15 protein-coding genes are annotated in these 21,625 nt (G+C 47.2%); 9 read left to right on the forward strand and 6 right to left on the reverse strand.

Annotated elements, in window-relative coordinates; all coding sequences use genetic code 11:
- Window positions 1-71 precede the first annotated feature (71 nt).
- Window positions 72-950 carry an OmpA family protein gene (locus tag GXP69_RS14745; RefSeq protein WP_163915842.1) on the forward strand — a complete coding sequence of 293 codons (879 nt, stop codon included), beginning with the start codon at window positions 72-74 and terminating at the stop codon, window positions 948-950.
- Window positions 951-1,781: 831 nt separating this feature from the next.
- Here GXP69_RS14745 and GXP69_RS14750 read toward each other — a convergent pair.
- Window positions 1,782-2,264 carry a DUF2062 domain-containing protein gene (locus GXP69_RS14750; protein WP_262887445.1) on the reverse strand — a complete coding sequence of 161 codons (483 nt, stop codon included), beginning with the start codon at window positions 2,262-2,264 and terminating at the stop codon, window positions 1,782-1,784.
- A gap of 304 nt (window positions 2,265-2,568) precedes the next feature.
- On the opposite strand from GXP69_RS14750, the gene GXP69_RS14755 reads away from it, so the two are divergent.
- Complete coding sequence (locus tag GXP69_RS14755) at window positions 2,569-5,364, forward strand: outer membrane beta-barrel protein (RefSeq protein ID WP_163915844.1); 2,796 nt, start codon at window positions 2,569-2,571, stop codon at window positions 5,362-5,364.
- 264 nt (window positions 5,365-5,628) lie between these two features.
- Here the strand turns inward: GXP69_RS14755 and GXP69_RS14760 are convergent, their stop codons facing one another.
- Together GXP69_RS14760 and GXP69_RS14765 are read right to left on the reverse strand one after the other, a co-directional pair.
- Window positions 5,629-6,723 (reverse strand): DUF5694 domain-containing protein, encoded by a 1,095-nt coding sequence (locus tag GXP69_RS14760; RefSeq protein ID WP_163915845.1) that lies wholly within the window; start codon window positions 6,721-6,723, stop codon window positions 5,629-5,631.
- A 286-nt stretch (window positions 6,724-7,009) separates the two neighbouring features.
- Window positions 7,010-9,430 (reverse strand): outer membrane beta-barrel family protein, encoded by a 2,421-nt coding sequence (locus GXP69_RS14765; protein WP_163915846.1) that lies wholly within the window; start codon window positions 9,428-9,430, stop codon window positions 7,010-7,012.
- A 210-nt stretch (window positions 9,431-9,640) separates the two neighbouring features.
- On the opposite strand from GXP69_RS14765, the gene GXP69_RS14770 reads away from it, so the two are divergent.
- Entirely contained in the window at window positions 9,641-10,657 is a 1,017-nt protein-coding gene (locus GXP69_RS14770; protein WP_163915847.1) for a sensor histidine kinase, read from the forward strand.
- 381 nt (window positions 10,658-11,038) lie between these two features.
- On the forward strand, window positions 11,039-11,779 hold the full coding sequence (locus tag GXP69_RS14775) for a LytR/AlgR family response regulator transcription factor (RefSeq protein ID WP_163915848.1): 741 nt from the start codon (window positions 11,039-11,041) through the stop codon (window positions 11,777-11,779).
- Between the two features lies 1 nt (window position 11,780).
- Here GXP69_RS14775 and GXP69_RS14780 read toward each other — a convergent pair whose 3' ends face one another.
- Together GXP69_RS14780 and GXP69_RS14785 are read right to left on the reverse strand one after the other, a co-directional pair.
- Window positions 11,781-12,740 (reverse strand): DMT family transporter, encoded by a 960-nt coding sequence (locus GXP69_RS14780; RefSeq protein ID WP_163915849.1) that lies wholly within the window; start codon window positions 12,738-12,740, stop codon window positions 11,781-11,783.
- Window positions 12,741-12,798: 58 nt separating this feature from the next.
- A complete protein-coding gene (locus GXP69_RS14785; RefSeq protein WP_163915850.1) occupies window positions 12,799-13,671 on the reverse strand; it encodes an AraC family transcriptional regulator in 873 nt (290 codons plus the stop codon).
- A gap of 268 nt (window positions 13,672-13,939) precedes the next feature.
- Here GXP69_RS14785 and GXP69_RS14790 point away from each other — a divergent pair, with 268 nt between their 5' ends.
- The 5 genes from GXP69_RS14790 (at window position 13,940) to GXP69_RS14810 (ending at window position 20,182) form a co-directional block, all read left to right on the forward strand.
- Window positions 13,940-14,701, forward strand: coding sequence for a hypothetical protein (locus GXP69_RS14790; protein ID WP_163915851.1), 762 nt, complete (start codon window positions 13,940-13,942; stop codon window positions 14,699-14,701).
- A 134-nt stretch (window positions 14,702-14,835) separates the two neighbouring features.
- Window positions 14,836-16,218, forward strand: a complete 1,383-nt coding sequence (locus GXP69_RS14795) for a DEAD/DEAH box helicase (RefSeq protein ID WP_163915852.1) — start codon at window positions 14,836-14,838, stop codon at window positions 16,216-16,218.
- Between the two features lie 103 nt (window positions 16,219-16,321).
- Window positions 16,322-17,659 carry a DNA recombination protein RmuC gene (rmuC, locus tag GXP69_RS14800; protein ID WP_163915853.1) on the forward strand — a complete coding sequence of 446 codons (1,338 nt, stop codon included), beginning with the start codon at window positions 16,322-16,324 and terminating at the stop codon, window positions 17,657-17,659.
- A gap of 39 nt (window positions 17,660-17,698) precedes the next feature.
- Window positions 17,699-18,244, forward strand: a complete 546-nt coding sequence (locus GXP69_RS14805; protein WP_163915854.1) for a nuclear transport factor 2 family protein — start codon at window positions 17,699-17,701, stop codon at window positions 18,242-18,244.
- 111 nt (window positions 18,245-18,355) lie between these two features.
- Window positions 18,356-20,182, forward strand: a complete 1,827-nt coding sequence (locus GXP69_RS14810) for a M2 family metallopeptidase (protein WP_163915855.1) — start codon at window positions 18,356-18,358, stop codon at window positions 20,180-20,182.
- 128 nt (window positions 20,183-20,310) lie between these two features.
- On the opposite strand, the gene GXP69_RS14815 is transcribed toward GXP69_RS14810, so the two are convergent.
- On the reverse strand, window positions 20,311-21,555 hold the full coding sequence (locus GXP69_RS14815) for a pyridoxal phosphate-dependent aminotransferase (protein ID WP_204282047.1): 1,245 nt from the start codon (window positions 21,553-21,555) through the stop codon (window positions 20,311-20,313).
- Between the last annotated feature and the right edge of the window lie 70 nt (window positions 21,556-21,625).

The raw sequence follows: 21,625 nt of genomic DNA on the forward strand, positions 1-21,625 counted from the left end.
CAGGCGCTTCATCCTATCTATAATTTACTATATTTGTTCACCAACCTTATGGCAATTTATAGTTTGAATATATGAAAAAGAATTTTGTTCGTGCTTCCATATTTGTATTGGCAGCCAGTATGTCGCTATCGTCGTGCGTGGTTTCAAAAAAGAAATACGATGACCTGATGGCCCGCAAGAATGCCCTTGAGGTAGATAAAGCGTCGCTTGAGAAAGATAAAATGACGCTTGAAGAGCAGAAAGCATCGCTGGAAGAACAAAAAGCGCAACTGGAACAGGAACGTGCCGAACTGGAGCGCCAGAAAGCGGAGTACCAGGCCAGCTTGCAGCAGGCCCTGAAAGAGGGCAAAACGCTGGGCGAGAACCTGAACATGAGCAAATCGCAGATCGATAAGCTGAACGCCGACCTGAAAGCCCGTGAACAGAAACTGGCAGAACTGCAGCGCATTCTGGATGAAAAAGAGCGTGCGGTGCGTGAATTGCGCTCGCGTGTAAGCAACGCCCTGCTCGGCTTCAACGACAAAGACCTGACTGTGCAGGTGCGCAACGGTAAAGTTTATGTATCGCTGGCAGAGCAGTTGCTGTTTAACTCCGGCTCAACTAAAGTAGACCCTAAAGGTGTAGATGCCCTGAAAAAACTGGCACAGGTGCTGAAAGAGCAGCAGGATGTAAACGTGGTAGTTGAAGGCCACACCGACGATGTTCCGATTGCCCGTGGTACCGTTGGTATGCAGGATAACTGGGACCTGAGTGTGCTTCGCGCTACTGAAATTACCCGTATTATTACTGATGCAGGGGTATCTCCTGAGCGTGTAACGCCATCAGGCCGCTCGCTTTATGTGCCATTAGATAAAGCTAAAACGAAAGAGGCCCGTCAGAAAAACCGTCGTACTGAGATTATTCTCACTCCTAAGCTTGATGAGCTGTTCCAGATTCTGGAGAGTGCTTAAGAGGAAGGAATATTATAAAGCAAAACGGTCAGTTTACTAGTAAACTGACCGTTTTGCTTTATAACTGTGATCTAATTATTTGTTCATTAACAGAATAAACTATAGCAGGCTTTACTTATTGGTCATCCCGAACCAAGCTAAGAAATTTAACTGCACTATAGCTTCTCTCCTGTCTTTTCGAATAACGTGAGAAATCTATCTCAAACTATAGTTCTCTTTTGTCATGTCGAGCGATAGTCGAGACATCTTATTTGTCCTATAGCTGGCTATAGTTGCCACTTGCCACAAGCAGTCTCTTTCATAGCTGCTTCTTATCCTGGGAGCTCTACCAGCCTACTGTTGCCATAGTTGCTTTGGTGCGCTCACGGCCGTGGGGCCCCGTCTTCGGGCATCGCGCGGTGTACATTTCTTTTGCTCCTGCCTCGTAATGCCTGACGGCACCAGAAATCTACAAGGCGCTCAACCCAAAGACTGTGATCACTCGATAGCTAAAACTATAGTTAGTTTGAGCAGCTATATTTCTGTTGCCTTTCCGTGGTAGTAGTTCCGCGGGTCAGGCTACGCCTGCCTGCTCGGTATGAAACTATAGAACTATAAGTAAAACTATAGTAAAAGCAGAAAGTGTCCCCTTGAGGGGACTATAGGAGTGTTTAAACTCCTACAATAGAACTATAGCCCAAACTATAGCAAAGGCCGTAGAAATTCCCCGCCTTAGACAAGGAGGGGTTGGGGGTGGTTGGATCACTGTAACTATAGAACTATAGCTTAAACTATAGCAGTAGCAAAAACTCCCTCTCCTATTTTTAGGAGAGGGCTGGGGTGAGATCCCCCCTACCCTTTTGCTTCAGCTACAACTGTTTGTGGTAGAAATCTTTTGAAAACCGGCAGAAAAATAAAGTAAAGAACCAGGCCGCTTGGGAGAGCAAGTATTGCCCAGGCCGAAATGCCAGCCAGGTTTGCCTGCCATAATTTATTTAAAGCATTCAGCCAGTCGGAGCGGAACATGGCGGTCATTTCATCGAAAGTGAGTTGCAGCTCATCCAACCCGAACCAACTGATACCCAGCTTTATGAAGGGCAATGCAAGCAGGATCTGGAAAGGCTGCATCAGGTAGCTAACCAGCACGGTAGCAGCAATATTTAACCGGAAACGTGCGGCAATGGCGGTACCTAAAACTGTTGTAGCGCCAAGCATCGGAATTACACCCACCACAGAGCCAACAGCCACCGTTGCCGCCAGCTTTTGCGGCGACATTCCCTGCTTCAGCAAGTTAAGCATGGGTTGTATAATTCTGCGTCTGAAAAACTCTTTCAAGATAAATGCAGCGCGGCTGCCGGTTAAAACTATAGGAAAATTAAAAAGGAATACCAGTACGGCTGTTTCAGAAGCGTATGCTGATGCAATCTGCGGTACTAAATTACGCTGGTTTATACGCTTACACGTAAAAAGTAACCTTAACAATTCGTTAAATAATTGTTAAAATTAAGTCAATCCTGCCTTTTAGCAAGTGGTGTAACTTCAATTTGTATAGAACTCCTAATTATTTTTCAGGAGGCACTAAACCATTGAGGTAATGTTGTGTCTAAAACCCACACTAACACGTTACCAACTCATCTGAATGAAAAAGGTTTTACTAACGATGGTCCTTTTGTTTACCATCGTGGGAGCATTTGCTCAAAGTGCATCTATTACTGGATCTATCCAGAGCAACCTGGACAAAACTGCTTTGCCAGGAGCCAGCGTACTGCTGGTAAATAATGCAACCTCTACTACCGTTGCATCCATTACCGATACCGAAGGCCGCTTCCGTTTCGAGCGCGTTGCCGCTGGCGATTACACCCTTCGGGTTAATTACCTTGGTTTTAAACCTTACTCCAGACCAATTAAAATGGAAGGCAAGTCCATTGCCCTGGGTATGGTTGTGCTGGAAGAAGCTACTGCTACTATAGGCGAAATTCAGGTAATTGGTCGTGCGCCACTTGGCGAGCAGAAAGGCGACACCGCCCAGTTTAATGCAAAAGCTTTTAAAACCGCACCTGATGCCAGCGCTGAAGAACTGGTAACTAAAATGCCCGGCATAACCGTGCAGGATGGTAAAATACAGGCACAAGGCGAAGAAGTAAGACAGATCATGATTGACGGAAAGCGCTACACCGGCGAAGACGTGAACACCGCTATCCGTAACATTTCTGCCGATATGATCGAGAGTGTACAGGTTTTCGACGGACAGAGCGACCGCGCTGCTTTCAGCGGATTTGACGATGGTAACCGCTTAAAAACACTGAACTTTACAACCAGAAGAGATCGCCGCCATGGCTATGTAGGTAAGGTAACTGCCGGATATGGCTCCGACGACCGCTACATGCTGGGCGCCAGTGTAAACTACTATAATGGCGACCGCCGCGTAACGGTAACAGGCCTTAGCAACAACATCAACATGTTCGATTTCTCGGTTGGTGAAACGCCGGGTGGCAGCATGCGTGGCCGCAGAGGTCCGTTTGGCGGCTCCCCTAGCGGTATCAGCAACACCAACATGTTCAGCATCAACTTCAACGATATGCTGGGCAAAAAAGTAGAGGTAAGCGGTAACTATACGTATTCTAACCGCGATGTGAACAACAGCTACTACCGTTTCCGTGACTTCATTAACACGGATACCGCTTACGTAGAGAACAGCACCGACAACGACATTAACGACAGCCATCGTTTTAACCTGCGCCTGCAGTACAACATAAACGAGAACAACCGCCTGTTGGTAACGCCAACTATCTCGGTTCAGAACACAGATGCGCTGACAAACATAAATGCCTTTACAGTTGATAACGCCGGTTCTGCCGGAGCTGAAAACCTGACAGAGTCACTTACCAGCAACCAAAACAAGGGTCAGAATATCAACTTCAGAAACAACATCCTGTATTCGCACCGTTTTGGTAATACCGGTCGTATTTTAACGACTAACTTCACGACCAACTATACCACCAGCAACGATAAAACTTACCAGCTGGAGAACACCGAAAACTTTGCTGACCCGAACGAAAACATTAATCGTGATCAGTTTATAAAACTGGACCGGGAGAACTTTACATGGGAAGGTAACGTGGATTACTCACAGCGCTTGGGCGAGAATTCACGCCTGCAGCTGGAGTACAACATCTCGAACCAGACCAACGATTCTGACAGAAGAACTTACGACTTTCTAGAAGAAACCGGTCGCTATTCCGATGCTGCCAACGCACCGCTGAGCAACACGTTCAGCAGCGATTACCTGTCGCAGACATTTGGTCCGAGCTACCAGTTCCGTTCTGACAAGACCCGTTTTCAGGCAAACATGCGTTACCAGATCGCCAGCCTGAACAGCAACATCGTATATCCGGAAGTTTACCCGATCAAGCGTAACTTTAACTCTGTACTTCCTTCGGCAGAATTGGAATACAAGTTTACTGAGTCCCGTAACCTGAACATCAACTTCCGTTCAAATACCAATGTGCCTTCTGTGGCCGACCTGCAGGATGTACTGGATATCTCAAGACCGCTGCAACTGCGCGTTGGTAACCCTAACCTGGACCAGGATTATCAGAATCGCATCAACATCCGTTACCGTAACTTTAATGCAGAAACCAACCAGGTGTTCTTTGTTGGCATGTTCGGAACGATGACGCAGAACTATGTAGCTAACAGTGTGTATACCCGTAACATACCGGCTGATTTTATTGAAGGATATGATCCACAGCCAGGTGCCCGTTTGTCGCGCCCCGAGAACATGGATGGCTACTGGAACGTGCGCTCGTTCGTAAACTATGGTCAGCCGCTCAACTTCATAAGCTCGAACTTCAACGTGTTTGGTTCGGTGGGTTATGAACGCAGACCTGGTAAGCTGGATGAAGAAGTAAACTATGCCAACACAACCAACATGGGTGTGGGCCTGAACCTGAGCAGCAACATCAGCGAAAAAGTTGACTTCTCAGTATCTACCAACTCCAACTACAACATTGTTCAGAATACACTGCTGGCGCAAAGCAATAACAACTACTACACCCAGAACACGAACCTGCGTTATAACTGGACTATGTGGAAAGGATTTGTTTACCGTACTGAGCTGAGACACCAGTTTACTTCCGGACTTAACAACAGCGTAGACAACAACTTTACACTTTGGAACATGAGCCTTAGCAAAAAGCTGTTCAAGAACCAGCAAGGTGAGATCAGCTTCAGCGTAAATGACGTGTTGGGCCAGAACGTGAGCGTGCAACGTAACGTAGCTACTGACTACATCGAGGATATGCAGTCAACAGTGCTGCAGCGCTTCTTTATGGTTTCGTTCTCTTATAACATCCGCAAATTCCTGAGCGGCTCTGCACCGGAAGAGAATAACAACCGCGGTCAGTGGGGACCAGGAATGCGCGGTCGTAATTAAGCATATTAGAGCTAGTAATATAGAAAAGCCTGCAGTACTTACTGCAGGCTTTTTTGCTTTTATACCTTAAGGGAGTTATAGCAAATCAGACGCTGGACAACTATAGTTTATAGTCAGGCTGCTCTTTAGATTCAACTATAGATTCTGTAATCTTTCCAGCGTTAAGCAGCAGCGAGTGAAAACTATAGTTAGGCGAGGCTCTGAAAAGCAACAAGGCCGGAAGGGAACCTTCCGGCCATGCTACAAACTATAGTTCTCTAGTTGCTATGGCAGATCATTATAATTTACCAGTTTTACGTCTGGCATTTTAGCGAAGATCTCTTCCATGCCTTTACGGTGCGATGAGCCAACGGCAACTATAACTTTGCTCGCTCCTTTTTCTTTTGCCTGCCGAATGATGTTCTCGCAGATACCTTGATTTCGCTTCTCCCACCAGTACAGCATCTGCTTTACTTCTTCGGTAATAAACCCAGGCTCAGCAAAGAAACGCGGACCACCCAGAAAATTCACGTGCTCATCTAATTCTGCATAAAGCGCTGAATTCAGGAAAACATAGTCGGTGTAATCTATCCCTTTCATGCGCTCAGATGCTTCGGCTACGTATTTATTGATGGCCTTTACTGCGGCTGCTTCTTTTGAAGTGGAATCAGCTTTGGCAGCAGCATTCATAGCGTCTCTTTTAGCTATTGCTTTATTAGTGGCCTCGTTCCAGGCAGCTTCATATTTCTGGCAGTCGGCTGCATAAATTCTGTCGTGGCCAAGCTCATATACCAACGGAAAGAAAATGCGCTGGTACTCGCTGTTCTTCCGGATCAACCCAACTTTACGCAGCGTGTCTGCGCCGCCAAACAGCTTCTCGAAGTAGGCCTGCTCGCTTTTTTCAAACTTGTTCTGCATTTGCTGCTCCAGCACCCAGAACTGGTATTCTGCATTGCCGCGGTCATGGTTCAGGTAAAGGCTGCGGGCCAGCTCCATTCTTGTTTTATGATGATAGGCAAATTTATTTAGCGCTTCGTAAGCCTTAGCTGTATTTACCTTCTTGGCTGCCCCCTTCGGATCACGCCCTTGAAGAAAATCCATCTTCTTGTTGATTGATTTGGATGACAGATGACCGGCTGCTATTGCTGCTCTTTGGTCTTCAGGAGACAGGTATTCCCCGAAAACCATGTCAGGTTTATAGTTCTTCAGTTTGTCGATAACCGGGCGGTAAAAATCATCGGGATTGGTATTACCGTGTGCCGAGCCAACTATAAGAATCTCAATTTGCTGTGCTTTTACATTGAAAGCGGTTAAAAAGCTCAGGAGAGCAACTATAGAAAGTCTGCTTAGTAAGCTAGTGCGTGTAGAAGTAGTTATCATAAGTAGTAGCGGTTTGGGTTCTGTTTTTTTATATACCAAAGGTGCTTCTTTACTTTCAGCTACAGAATAAAATTATACCAAACCCCGGAAATATTATCCGAACCTGAGCTATAGTTTGCTTGCCCAACAGTTGCTGCTTTTCTGTGCATATTGTGGCTGGTACATGAACTATAGTTGAAAGGCTGTTTAACCTTGCCAGTTGTACAAACCAACTATAGTTTGGCACAAGCGAAGCTGCTCGTGCCGAACTATAGCATACAATAGATAATTTAGCTAAAGCGTTTTGTTAAAGTCTTCCCTCCTCCTCTGCTGTTCCGGTTCTGCGGTTACGGGCTGCTTTTACTTTAGAGCTTCCGAATTTATAGTTGAAAGTCAGGTTAAGGCGGCGGCTCTCCCACTGATTTTGCCAGTACATATCCACGTTGTTGTATTTAAGCGTTGCTCTGGAACGGCTGCTGTCTAAGATATCGCTCAGCTTTAAACTTATAGTTGCCTTGTCTTTCCAGATCGACTTCTTCACACCCAGGTCGAACTGGTAGTTAGCCTGCGTGTTGTACAAGCCCTGTACAGATGGTGAACTATAGTAACCTGAGAACTGCACTTTGTAAGCCTTTGGCAGCGTAAAATGTTGCTCCGTGCTGGCCGACCAGCTAAACTGCTCCTGGTTATAAGCATTGCCTTTTACCGGAGTCTTCACGCTGTTAAAAGAACCTGACAGCTGCAGATCAGAACTCCACCAATTGGTAACGGGAAACGAACCGCCACTGCTCAGGCTCAGGTTGGTAGCTTTGCTAAGGTTTTCAGGTCTGCTGATGCTTACTTTTGTCTCATCGTTCTGCTCGATCACACTGGTTACAAAGTTGTTCGACTCCAGGTAGCTAATGCTCAGCAGCTGGAAATTTTTGTAAGTATAGCTGGCTTGTAGTGAGTTAGAGTAAGAGGCCTCCAGAAACGGATTACCTTCCAGGGCTGTGTAAGGGTCTGAGAAAAATGTGAATGGGTTCAGGCTGCTATAAGACGGACGGCTGATGCGACGACTGTAAGATGCAGAAAACCGGTTATTGTCGTTCGCACTATAGCTTACAAACAGGCTTGGAAAGAACTGCACGTAATCCTGGTCTACTACTTTGGCTGTTAATGAATAACCGTCTGCTGTAGTTCGTTCCGCCCTGATGCCGGCTTTCATGCTCAGTTTATCGCTGAACTTTTTGCTCAGGCTCAGGTAAGCTGCCTGTATCGTTTCGTTGTACACAAAGCTGTTGGTACGCTTCTCATTCACTACCCAGCCCTGCTCCTGCTGTTCCTCGAACTTAATATCGCTGTCGTTGCGCACCCAGCTCGCTTTTAAACCTGCTTCTGCCTTGTAGCCTTCTCCAAACGAATGCACATAATCTGTTTTAAGGGATTTAATGTTGGCCTCGGCGCCTGTATAGCTGCGCAGTTGTGTTGGGGCCTGAATTGCTTCACCTGCTGCATTGTAAAAGTTGTTGGTAAAGTTTTCATCCGCATCTCTGCTGAAGCGTACATAATCGGCATCAAAACTCAGCGAGCGGCCTGCACTTATATCAAACTTATAGTTCAGGTTCAGGCTATAGTTGTCTGAGCCGGACTCTTTCGGGTTGTGCATATCCAGGCTGCCAAATGCTTTGCCCTGGGTGTCATAGTTTACAGAATTGCTGGTGGTAAGCGTGTTTTCTGGGGAACTATAGCCTTTTGCCATAATGCCTACTGTATGCTTTTTGTTGATGAAGTAATCGGCACCGGCTGCCAGGTTGTAGGTTTTGGTTACCGGGTGCCAGTAGTTTTCCTGCACATACAGGCTGTCGTTGATGTTGCGCTTAAGCGTCAGTAGGTTAAAGGAATTATAGTGGCCGGTGCTGAAGCGGGTGAAAAGGCTTACCTTTCCGGTGTTATAGTTCAGGTTCACACCGCCATTCACTTTCTCGTATCTGCCATAGCCCAGACCAATATTGGCCGTTACGTTCATCCCCAAAGTCTCGTCTCTTTTAAGCTGAATGTTGATGGTACCGGCTGTGCCCGCAGCATCGAAAGAGGCTGGCGGATTTGCTATCAGCTCCACTTTGCTCACTGCCGAGGCTGGCAATGATTTCAGGTAGCTCTGCAGCTCGCTTCCGCTCATGTAAGTCATTTTGCCATTGATCATCACGTTCACGCTGCTGCTTCCCCTGAAAATAATGTTGTCGTCCTTATCCAGGCGCACACCGGGCGCTTTCTTCAGCACTTCCAGCGAATTATCTCCGGTAGTATTCAGTTGCTCTACATTCAGAACCAGGCGGTCTGCAAGCTGCTCCAGCGCTGGCCGCTGCCCTTTTACCACTACTTCCTGCAACGCATTGGCTTTCTCCAGCATTGGTATAGTTGGTACCTGAATTGTTTGCTGCTTTACCTCAAAGGCGGCACTTTGTGCCGGAGCAAAACCAACCATCAGCGCTTTTACGATGTACTTTCCCGGCTTCACATTTCCGAAACTATAGGCACCGGCTTCGTCTGTCATGTTAGTACCTGTTGTGGTTGAATCAGGTAATTGTAGTAACACGACTGTACTATAACCTTGTGGTTCCTGGGTTGATGCGTTTGTAACCAACCCTTTTATAGTTACCCCGGATTGTGCGCGTGCATTCAGAACTATAAAGTTTAATCCGGCAAACAGTAGTGCGAAGAGAACGTGAGCGGTAAAGTTTTTCATGGTTCGGTGTTTTGCGTTAATGTTGAACCAAAGATGCAGCATGCACTGCGCCTTATAAATTAAACTATCCCAACCCCTCCAAACATTATCTTAATCCCGAAGGGCAGCCAAAACTGGGTTAGCATAAGGAAAGCTATAGTTCGAACTATAAACCGGGTGGTTAGGATAAAAGAAGTGTAAAATGTTCCTGTTTATGTATAGCTTTAAAACATGAATCCGCAATACAAAAAGATGGGGTGGCACCTGCTGGGCTGGTCACTCTTTATAGGCTATGCACTGTCGGGGTACTTTATTTACCAGTGGGACTACAAAGTGCTCCTACTAACCCTTTCGCAGCTGTTCCTGTACATGGTGCAGTTCTATGTATGTTATTTGCTGTTGTTTCCGCTCTGGATGCGCTACCGCCACTGGCTGGTTTTAACACCGGGCATAATTGGTGTGATGATACTTTATATCTGTTTGCGCTACCTGGTAGAGGAAGTCCTGTACGATATCGTTTTCGGATTCAGCAACTATAGCTATGGCACAGCTTTCAGCTACTACTTCTTTGATAACATCTACTGGTCGCTACCCGGCATCTTTATGGGCGGTGTGGTATGGGCTTTCGAATCTACATTGCAGAAAGAACGCGAAAACCGCAGCCTGCGCCAGGAGAAAACACAGGCGGAACTGGCCTTCCTGAAAACGCAGGTAAACCCGCACTTTTTATATAACACGCTCAACTATATTTACTCGCTGGCCTATCCTGTGTCCGAAAAACTGGGGAATGCAATTATCAAACTATCGGACCTGATGCGTTATATGCTGCACGAAAGCCAGGACGGCAAAATAGAGTTACAGAAAGAGATCGATTACCTGCAGAACTACATCGACATCTATCGCCTCCGGTTTGATGAGAAGTTTTATGTGAACTTTGAAATACAGGGGCATGTAAACGGGCAGCGCGTGCCTTCGCTTGTACTGATTCCGTTTGTAGAGAATGCCCTGAAGCATGGCGTGGTAGATGATCCCGCATCACCCATAAACATCTGTTTAAAAGTGCAGGACCAGCAGGTACAATTCGAGGTAAGTAACCGCATCAGTCATAATCAGAAAGACCAGACAACAGGCGTAGGTTTACCAAACATCCGCCGCCGCCTGGAGCTGCTTTACCCCAACCAGTATTCCCTGAAAATAGAGGAAGATGCACATCATTATACAACCAAAATGAAGCTGCACCAGATTTGACACAGGCTTTGCAGGACCAAAGGATTGCTTCTGATGCTGAAAACCCACCCATAACCCCTCCGAGGAGGGGAATCATCGCAATTGTAAATATAAATTCTGTCGAACTATAGTTGGGCGTCCCGCTCAGTGCGATTGCAAATCCGACTTTAGAAACATGTCACGGATCACAGATCCGCGCAAGCAACAAGTGAGTTAAATTCCCCTCCCTGGAGGGGCTAGGGGTAGGTAAAATTTTTAATATCTCAAGTAAATCGAAAACTTAGTCTGATATAATTTTCACATACTGTATCCTGCCAACCCAAAAACATTGTAAATCCTTGTTAAAACTTTTTAACTTTCTAACTTACAAACTTTCTAACTCCCCAAACTCACAAACTTAATATGATCCGCTGCATAGCTGTTGACGACGAAGCCTACGCTACCAATATCATCGCTGATTACATAAGCAAAGTGCCTTTCCTAGAACTGGCAGGCAAAACAACCAGCCCGATTGAAGCCATTAACTGGGTGCAGGATGGCAAAGCGGACCTGGCTTTCCTGGATATCCAGATGCCGGAGCTTACAGGCATCCAGTTTCTGAAGATATGCGGCAGCAAATGCAAAGTAATTCTAACTACAGCTTACCCGGAATTTGCCCTGGAAGGCTATGAGCATGATGTAGTGGATTATCTGCTTAAACCCATCCCCTTCGACCGTTTCCTGAAAGCGGTTACCAAAGCGAAAAGCATCTTACAACAGGAATCGGTGGTAATGCCAGCCGCCCCCGAGCTTATAGTTCAAACGGGCGCACCAGCCCCGGACTATATATTTGTGAAAGGTGAGAGCAAAAACAAGTTCCTGAAAGTAGCCTACAACGACATCCTGTATGTAGAAGGACTGAAGAACTATATCTCGATGTACCTGCCGGGCCAGCGCCTGGTTACTTATCAGTCGCTCACTGAACTGAACGGGCAACTGCCGCAGCCGCCTTTTTACCGCGTGCACCGCTCCTACATTATCTCCATCGACAAAGTGAGCATGGTGGATGGCAATACCGTTTATATCGGCGATAAGGCCATTCCGATTGGCGAAACCTACCGCGAAAGCTTCCTGAACATGATCCGGGAAAAGAACAACGTATAGTTTAGCGGGCCGCGCTCAGTACTTTTTTCCGTGCCGGTATACTATACAAAATCAGTCCGCCCATGATCAGGAGCATACCGATGTTACCATAAAGATTTGGCCAGGCAATACCAAGCAACAGCACTTCACCCACAACGGTAGACAGGATCTCAACGGATTGTGTTGCCTCTACGGCAGCCAGCGCAGCGCTATCAGAGCGCACCATGTCGGTGGCCTTGAAGAACAGGACGCAACCAATTACACCCGAACAGACTGCGATGGTAATGGTACCCAGCAACTGCTGTTCACCGGGCATTCCGGCTTCTGTATATCCATAGCCCATCAGTAAAAGCAGTGCAGGCAGCGCTCCGATTGCTGTACCTGCTACCCGTTGCATGGCAGTTATGTCGTAATCATGATCTTCAATAAAAAGCATCAGCTTACGGTTTGCCAGCGGCCAAATGATAGCAGCAAGCAATACAAGTACGATACAGGTTATGAGCTGAGCATCGGTGTAAGAACCGTTTCGCTGGCTCCACTGCATCAGTGCAATTCCGACCAAAATCAGGATGGATAACAGAAGTGCGCGAACCGGGATCTTTGCCCGGCCATCTTTATACAGAAAGGGAGACAACAGAATGCCGGCAACTATAGTAAACTGGAACACACCGGCAATAAGCCAGCCCGGCCCAAGCTCTGCTGCAGCTGTAAGCAACACATACACCACCCCAAACCAGATACTTCCCCAGAACAACCACACACCAGGCTGATTTTTCAGGATATACAGTAAAGGCTTAAGCTGTTGTTTGAAATGCAGAATGACCAGCAGAATCAGAAGCATAAAAATGGACCGAAGCGAAACCGTCCAGGCCCAGTGGCCATTGCTTGCCGATATAAAGCTGTTCATGACGTAAGTAGAGCAAAAGAAAACTGATGCCAGCACCCCGATCCCAATCGCTTTTATTTTCTGATTTGCCTGCATAACAATACATTTTATACCCTGCAAAGGTATAGTTGCGGCAGGCGAAATTCACGGTACATTAAACTTCAGCTATGGTACTTTTGGAACCACTCGCCCTGAACTGAAGTGGTGTAGTACCTGTCAGGCGCCTGAAGAACCGCACAAAATAGGAATCATCTTCAAACCCTAACTGGTAAGCGATCTCTTTCACTGAGAGGCTGCTGAAGTATAGCAGGCGTTTGCTCTCGAGCAGTAAGCGGGCATTCTGCATATCGGCTACAGTGGTGTGCAGGTACTGGCGGCACAGGCTGTTCAGGTGTTTTGGCGTGATGTCGAGGGATTCGGCGTAAAAAGAAACCGGTTTATGCTCCAGGTAATACTCCTCTATCAAACTGCTGAGCCTGAAGAGGCGTTCGCTGTGGCGTGCAGGCGTTAACTTAGCGATCTGTACATGGCACTCGCGCAGCAGGTAGTTCAGCAAAATGAACAGGTAACGCGAAAGAATGGCATGGCTTGGCACCGGTTGCTGAAGCTCTAACGAAATAAGCGAAGCAAGCTGCAGAAAAATTTGCTGTAGTTCCGGTTTCAGGTCGAGGTACGGATGCTGGTACACAGCACCGAACAGCACCAGCGCATCGTGGGCCGTAATGCCTGTAGTCTGCAAAAACGCTTCCGAAAAGAAGACCAGTACGCCCCGCTCCTGCCGCGATTGCCGCTGATGCGCCTGTCCCGGCCCGATCAGGAAAACCCTGCCCTCCATCATTTCATAGCGCCGGAAATCAATCTGGTTGTCGCCTCCTTTGGATTCCTGTACAAAAATCAGCTGGTAAGCATCATGGCGATGCGGCACATTAGACAATTCGCTTATAAACGTTTCAAGCGGCATTACAGCTATGTGACCTTGATATAAAAGGTCTTGTATAGGTAAGGTATTGTCGGCTTGCTTTTTCATTATCTGTGCAGGAAAGCGAATGTACGCATTTGTTTGTACTTACTAATCAACTATAGTTTTAGCAAAAGTGGTACGACCAAAGCCTGTCAATCAACTTACTACAGTATAAAACAGTATAATAATAGTTCTACACAAAGATGGTGCACAAGGCTGAACTATAAAGTTATACTGGAAGAATAGTTACCAGACTATAACAGTTTAAAGCTGGCGATAAACGATATATAGTACTGGCGGGCAGCATCTTCATCAAACCATTACCGATACAACTATGGAAACTAATTACCTTCCTTTCGTGCAAGCCGGCTACATTGTGCTTACCTTACTTTGTATGGCACTTGTGCTGTTGGGCACACGCAAAACATTTGCACGATTGGGCACACCTGCCGCTGTTGCCAACAAGCGTACTGGCTTTATTGCGCTTGCTTTGCTGTGTTGGTTGTGCCTGGTTTGTATTGTCTCGCTAACGGGCTTTCTGGCTGATTTCTCCTCTATGCCACCTAAACTGATGCTCTTTCTACCGATACCGCTCCTCACCATCGTATGGCTTACGTTCAGCTCCCGCACCAGAAACTTTATAGCTGCCATTCCTCCGTCGTGGCTCCTTTATTTGCAGGTTTTCCGGGTACCGGTAGAGATCTTTCTGTGGTTACAATTCCTGGATGGGCTCACGCCGGTGCAAATGACCTTTGAAGGCCGCAACTGGGATGTACTGACCGGCATAACAGCGCCTATAGTTGCCTACATCTGCTTCGGGCAGGCCCTCAACCTGCGTGGCATAGCTACAGCCTGGAACCTGCTGGGGCTGGCATTGCTCATTAACATCGTTACCATTGCTTTGCTGTCGGCACCTGTTCCGTTTCGCACCTTCATGAACGAGCCTGCCAACACCCTGGTAACAGTATTTCCGGTTTCTTTTCTGCCGCTAGTGCTGGTACCACTCGCTTTTATGCTGCACTTCTTTTCGCTTCGTCAGGCTTACCTGTTGTCTGGCAGGCGAGCTACAGCGCCCACTGCACCTACCACGCTCTAAAGATTAAACTATAGTTAAGTATAACCGCATTTTACCTTACCAACAAAAGTCAGCACATTTCTTTTAGGCATGATTATCCCGTCTGTTAGCATTCCCGTTAACAGCTTCGTACCTTTATAGCTTTTACTACCTATATGGCAACCACTTTCAAGGCTCTTAACCTGACCCCGATCTTACTGCAAAACCTGCAGAAACTAAACTATAGTACTCCTACTCCTATTCAGGAAAGCGCTATTCCGCTGCTGTTGCAGGGGCAGGATGTGGCAGGTCATGCCGAAACCGGAAGCGGAAAAACAGCAGCTTTTGGCTTGCCGTTGCTCCAAACTATAAAACCGGAGCTACAACAAGTGCAGGCACTGATTCTGGTACCAACCCGCGAGCTGGCTGTGCAGGTAAGGCAGGAACTGAAGCAATACGCCAAAGGCATTACTAACCTGAAGATCAGCGCATTTTACGGCGGACACTCTTTCTCGCAGGAACGTGCTTCGCTGGCGCACCCGCCACAGCTACTGGTTGCTACACCCGGCCGCCTGACAGACCACCTGAACAGGAGAACCTTAGATGTAAGTTTTGTAAAGAAATTGGTGCTGGATGAAGCGGATAAATTGCTGGAGATGGGCTTTGAAGAAGAGATCGACCAGATCATGGAAGCGCTGCCGGCCAAACGCCAGGTGATCCTTTTCTCGGCTACCATGCCACAGGAAGTGAAAGACCTGATCGCAGATTCGCTCAAGAATCCTCAGTTTGTGAAAGCATCGGCCAGCGCCATACCAGACCAGCTGCTACTAAAAGGAGTAAAAGCAGAACAAGCTCAGAAACAGGAAACTATAGTTGCTTTGTTAAAGACAGCCATTACCGGTGGTACTGTGGTTTTCTGCAACACCCGCGCCGCTGTAGATGACCTCACGATAGCCCTGCAACAGAATGGTATAGCCGCACGCGCCCTGCATGGCGGTATGGAGCAGCCCGACCGCGATAAAATGATGACGCTGTTCCGTAACGGTACCACGCAGGTACTGGTAGCAACTGATGTCGCCGCCCGCGGACTGGACATTGACCTGCTGGAAACGATTGTGCATTACGAATTGCCTGATGATTTGGCAGCTTACCAGCACCGCAGCGGGCGCACAGGCCGTGCCGGCAAAAAAGGAACCGTTTATACCTTAGCCACACCGCGCGACGAACGCAAACTCCGCGACTGGGACCAGGTGCGCATGGACGAATGGCTGAAAGCAGACGGGCTGCTGCAGAAAGCAACTATAGCTTCTGCTCCGCAAACAGCTGCTTTTGCCACCATAACTATAAATGCCGGCCGTAAAGATAAACTTAGCCCCCGCGATATTGTAGGCGCACTGATTGCCGAGACCGGATTAACTCATGCAGAGATAGGTAAAATTGAAGTGCAGGACCGCAGCAGCTTTGTAGCCGTACCTCAAGCCCAGGCCAAAACTGTAGCCGAAAAGCTGAGCAATGGCAAGATTAAAGGCCGCAAGTTCAGAGTGCATGTCGTAAAATAGGGATGCAACTATAGCTCTGTAGCACAGGCTCTTTCGTTCTTCTAGCTAATTTCCTTAGCAAAACTATAGCACGTAATACTAAAAAAGTTTACCTTTACTTGTTATGGAGATGATCGTAGGTATAGCCGCATTTATGGCAGGGATTATAGTTGCTTACCTTTCGCTGAAGGGTAAACTGAGTGCATTACAGCAAACTATAAATCAGTCGGCCGTTACGCAGGGGGTACTGGAAGGACAGGCAAAGATTAAAGCGGAAGAGGCCGAACAACTAAAGGCACAGCTACGCGAAACGCAAACCGAGATACTTGACCTGACCAACGCACTTACCAAAGCCGAAACCGACTACGATTATCTGAACCAGCGCCTGCAGGAGCAGAACAAAGAGCTGGAACAACTTCGCCAGAAATTCCTGGAGCAGTTTACCAGCATCTCCAACCAGGTGCTCATGAACAACGCCGAGCACTTCAAAAAAGCATCCGCCGAAAACCTGGAGCAGATCCTGTCGCCACTGAAAGAGCGCATAAAAGAGTTTGAAGCCAAAGTAGATGCAACGTATGAGAAGTCGCTGAAGGAAAGCGTGTCGCTGAAAGAGCAGATTACGCAGCTGGCATCTTTGAACCAGCAAATGAGCCAGGATGCCCTGAACCTAACTAAAGCCCTGAAAGGCGAAAGCAAAACGCAGGGTAACTGGGGCGAATATCTGCTGGAAAGCTTACTCGAGAAATCAGGCCTGCGCAAAGGTGTGCATTATGAGCGCGAAGAAGTCCGCCAGAACGATGAGAGTAAAGTGTATCGTCCGGACGTGATCATCCGCCTGCCCGACAACAAACATCTGGTCATTGACTCGAAACTTTCGCTGGTGGCATACGAAGCTTACTGCAGTTGCGAAGACGATACACAACTGGAAGCCTACCTGCGCAGCCACATCAGCTCTATCCGTACGCACTTCCGTGATCTAAGCAGCAAAAATTACCACCGGTTAAGCGGCATCAACTCCCCGGATTTTGTGATGATGTACATCCCGATAGAGCCTGCTTTTAACCTGGCCCTGCAACACGATCACGATCTGTTTACAGATGCTTTCGATAAGAATATTGTACTGGTAACGACCTCTACCCTACTGGCTACTTTACGTACGGTAGCCGGTGTGTGGCGCCAGGAAGATCAGAAACGTAACGTAATCAGAATAGCGGAAGAAAGCGGCCGCCTGTACGATAAATTTGTAGGCTTTGTAGAAGACCTACGCCTGATAGGCAAACACATGGAAAGCAGCCAGAGCGCCTACAACGCCGCCATGAACAAACTAACCGAAGGAAAAGGCAACCTGATACGTAAGGTAGAGCAGTTGAAAGAGCTTGGCGCTAAAACCAGCAAAACCATAGATGAGAGCCTGCTTTTAGAAGCACAGGTAACGGAAGAGCAGTTGGAAAGAGAACTATAGTTTAATTTGTGCAGTAACTATAACCCAACATAAAATTCTATGAAAAAACTTTTACCCGCACTGCTCCTGCTGTTAGGCACAACTATAGCCTGCGAGCAACAACCTACTGCTACTACTGAAGCAACAGCGCCTGCAACTATAGAAACAGACACTACCACAACCCAAAATCAGGAAGCTGAAGCCGTTAGGGTAATGCATGCCATGTTCGATGCCTTTAACCGCCACGACCTGGATGCCATGCAGGCCCTTTATGCAGATGATGCGTTGTTTGTGTCGCCGGAAATGCCAGAACCTGTAGTTGGCGCACAGCACGTTAAAACTATTTACGGACCGCTGTTTGAAATGGCACCAGATGTGAAAGATGAAGTGATTCATTACATCCATAACGGTGATGAAGTGGCCGTAGAGTTTATATCAACAGGCACCGTAGAAAACATCAGCCCCGATGACCCGATTGAGATGAAAGGCCGCAAGTTTGAACTCCGGATCTTTGCCCGCCTGAAAGTAAAGGATGGTAAAATTGTGGAAGATGTTTCTTACTTCGATCAGATGGCATTTCTGCAACAACTTGGCCTTACAGAATAACGATAAGCACAGCTATAACAGGCTGTGCTTTTGTTTTATAGTTGCAGAACTATAGTTATTGCGTATCAGTGCGTAAACAGCTAACTTAGAGAGATAACCACAACCCACCTTATGAAAAAAATCATTTTAACCGGCTTAACGGCAGCAATCCTCTTCTCCTGCTCCAGCCCTAAATCCGATACGGCAGAGAATGCTACTACCACGGAAATGACTGCAGTACAACAGGAAGCACAAACTTTTCTGGATGAGTATTCCACTACCTACCAGGACCTGTACACCAAATCGGCAGAAGCAGAATGGGCGTCTAATACCAAAATTGTGGAAGGCGACTCTACAAACGCTATGGCCACACGCAGAGCAAACGAAGCTTATGCCGCCTTTACAGGCAGTGTAGAGAACATTGAGCAGGCACGTAAATTTTTGGAGCAAAAGGAGCAGCTCACCCCGATTCAGGTAAAGCAGTTTGAAGCTATTCTTTATGCCGCAGCCAATAATCCGCAAACTGTGCCAGATGTAGTAAAAGCACGGATCAAAGCAGAAACTGAGCAAACCGAGAAACTATACGGTTATGATTTTAAACTGAATGGCAAATCGGTCACCACAAACGACATCGACAACATTCTGAAAACGGAGAACGATGTTAAGAAACGCCTTGCAGCATGGAACGCGAGCAAAGAAGTTGGCCCTGGTCTAAAAACAGGTTTGTTAAACCTACGTGATCTGCGCAACAAAACTGTGCAGAGCCTGGGCTATGATGACTACTTTACCTACCAGGCATCGGACTATGGCATGACCCGAGCAGAGATGATGGACATGATGGAGCAGATCAACAAAGAACTGTTGCCATTATACCGCGAACTGCACACGTATGCCCGTTACGAATTAGCCAAAAAATATGGCGAGAAACAGGTTCCGGATTACCTGCCAGCGCACTGGTTACCAAACCGCTGGGGCCAGGACTGGAGCCCGATGGTGGAAGTAAAAGGCATTGACCTGGACGGAGTACTGAAAACGAAAGGCGATAAGTGGCTGGTAGAGCAGGCAGAGCGTTTCTATGTTAGTCTTGGCTTTGATAAACTGCCTGAATCCTTCTACACTAAATCAAGCTTGTACCCGCTGCCACCAAATGCCGGCTACAAAAAGAACAACCACGCATCGGCCTGGCACATGGATTTGGATAAAGATGTACGCTGCCTGATGAGCGTAGAGCCGAATGCAGAATGGTATGAGACTACACACCACGAACTGGGCCACATTTATTATTACATTACTTACACCAACCCCGATGTACCTGTATTGTTACGTGGAGGAGCCAACCGTGCTTACCACGAAGCAATTGGTAGCTTAATGGGCCTGGCTGCCATGCAGAAGCCGTTCCTGGCAGAGCTACAACTGATCGATAAGAATACACAAACCGATGAGGTGCAAACCTTGCTGAAAGAAGCGCTGAGCTATGTAACGTTTATACCTTTTGCAGCTGGTGTAATGAGCGAGTGGGAACATGACTTTTATGCCAAAAACCTGCCTGCCGACCAACTGAATAAACGCTGGTGGGAACTGGCCAAAAAGTATCAGGGCATGGTACCGCCTACCGCGCGCGGCGAAAACTACCTGGACGCTGCTACTAAAACGCACATCAACGACGATGCTGCCCAGTATTATGACTATGCGATGTCTTACGTGATTCTGTTCCAGTTGCACGATCACATTGCCAAGAACATCCTGAAGCAGAACCCGCACGCCACCAACTACTACGGCAACAAAGAAGTGGGCAAGTTCCTGCACGATATTATGTACCCGGGCGCATCTGCGGACTGGAGAAAGATGCTGAAGGACAAAACAGGCGAAGAGTTAAGTGCCAGAGCTATGGTAGCCTACTTCCAGCCGCTGATGGATTACCTGAAAGAACAGAACAAAGGCCGAAAGTATACGATGTAAAATTAATTATGAATTATAAATGCTGAATTGTGAATTCATAATTTGGCAACTATAAAATAAAAGCCGCGGCAGAATCTTCTGTCGCGGCTTTTGTATTAACGAAAAGTATTGTGCAAACTATAGTTTACCTATAGTGCCATTTCCAGTGGCTTTTGCTGTTTACTGCCTTGCTGATACGTGCTTAAGAACAGGGCTAGCTTATCCATTGTCTGGCTTAACTCTTCTGCTCCCGGTAAATACACTACCCTGAAGTGATCTGGTTGTTTCCAGTTAAAGCCGCTGCCGTGTACCAGCAATACCTGGTGCGCTTCCAGGAAATCAAGCACAAACTGCTGATCGCTCTGTATATTGAATTTCTTCACGTCAATCTTCGGGAAAAGGTAGAACGCACCCTTTGGCTTCACGCAGGAAATTCCCGGTATAGCAGATAATTTTTCGTAGCAGATAGTGCGCTGCTGGCCTAGTCTGCCTGTTGGCAACACCATGCTATCTACAGTGGTTGGACCTTCCAGTGCAACCTGCAACGCAAACTGTGCCGGTACGTTGCTGCACACACGCAGGCTGGCAAGTAAGTTTAATCCTTCCAGGTAGCTGGTTGCTTTGTGCTTGGCACCGCTCACCATTATCCAGCCTGCTCTGTAACCTGCTGCCAGGTAGTTTTTAGAAAGACCACTCAGCGTTACAAATACTACTTTATCAGAAAGAGTTGCTGTAGAAGTAAACTCTACTTCATCATACAGGATTTTGTCATAGATCTCATCAGAGAAGATAACAAGATTGTGCTCTTCTGCTAACTGTACAATTTCCTGCAATAATTCTTTAGAGTAAACCGCACCGGTCGGGTTGTTTGGGTTAATGATAACAATGGCCTTTGTGCGGCTGTTGATCTTGCTTCTGATATCCGCTACATCCGGGAACCACTCCGATTCTTCGTCACAGAGGTAATGCACGGCCTTACCGCCTGCAAAACGTACGGCTGCAGTCCACAACGGGTAATCCGGAGATGGTACCAGCATTTCGTCACCATCGTTCAGCAGCGTCTGCACCGACTGCATGATAAGCTCGCTCAAACCGTTGCCCAGAAAAATATCGTCAACATGAATATTGGCAATACCTTTCTTCTCATAATAGCGCTTTACCGCCTCACGGGAGCTGAGTAAGCCTTTATGATCAGAATAGCCCTGTGCCAGGTGCATGTTATCGATGATGTACTGTACCATTGCCGGCGGGGCATCGAAGCCGAAAGGTGCCGGATTACCAATGTTCAGTTTTGTAATGTAATGCCCCTGCTGCTCCAGTTCCTTTGCTTTTTCGTATACCGGTCCACGCAGGTCGTAAGACACATTATTGAGACGCTCGCTTTTAAGTATCATTATTATAGTTGCAATTTTTGGCGAAGATAACAAACCGCTAGCTTATGCGCTAAAATAAAAGCGGTTATAC

The sequence above is a fragment of the Pontibacter burrus genome (assembly GCF_010686685.1).
In the GTDB taxonomy this organism is placed as follows: domain Bacteria; phylum Bacteroidota; class Bacteroidia; order Cytophagales; family Hymenobacteraceae; genus Pontibacter; species Pontibacter burrus.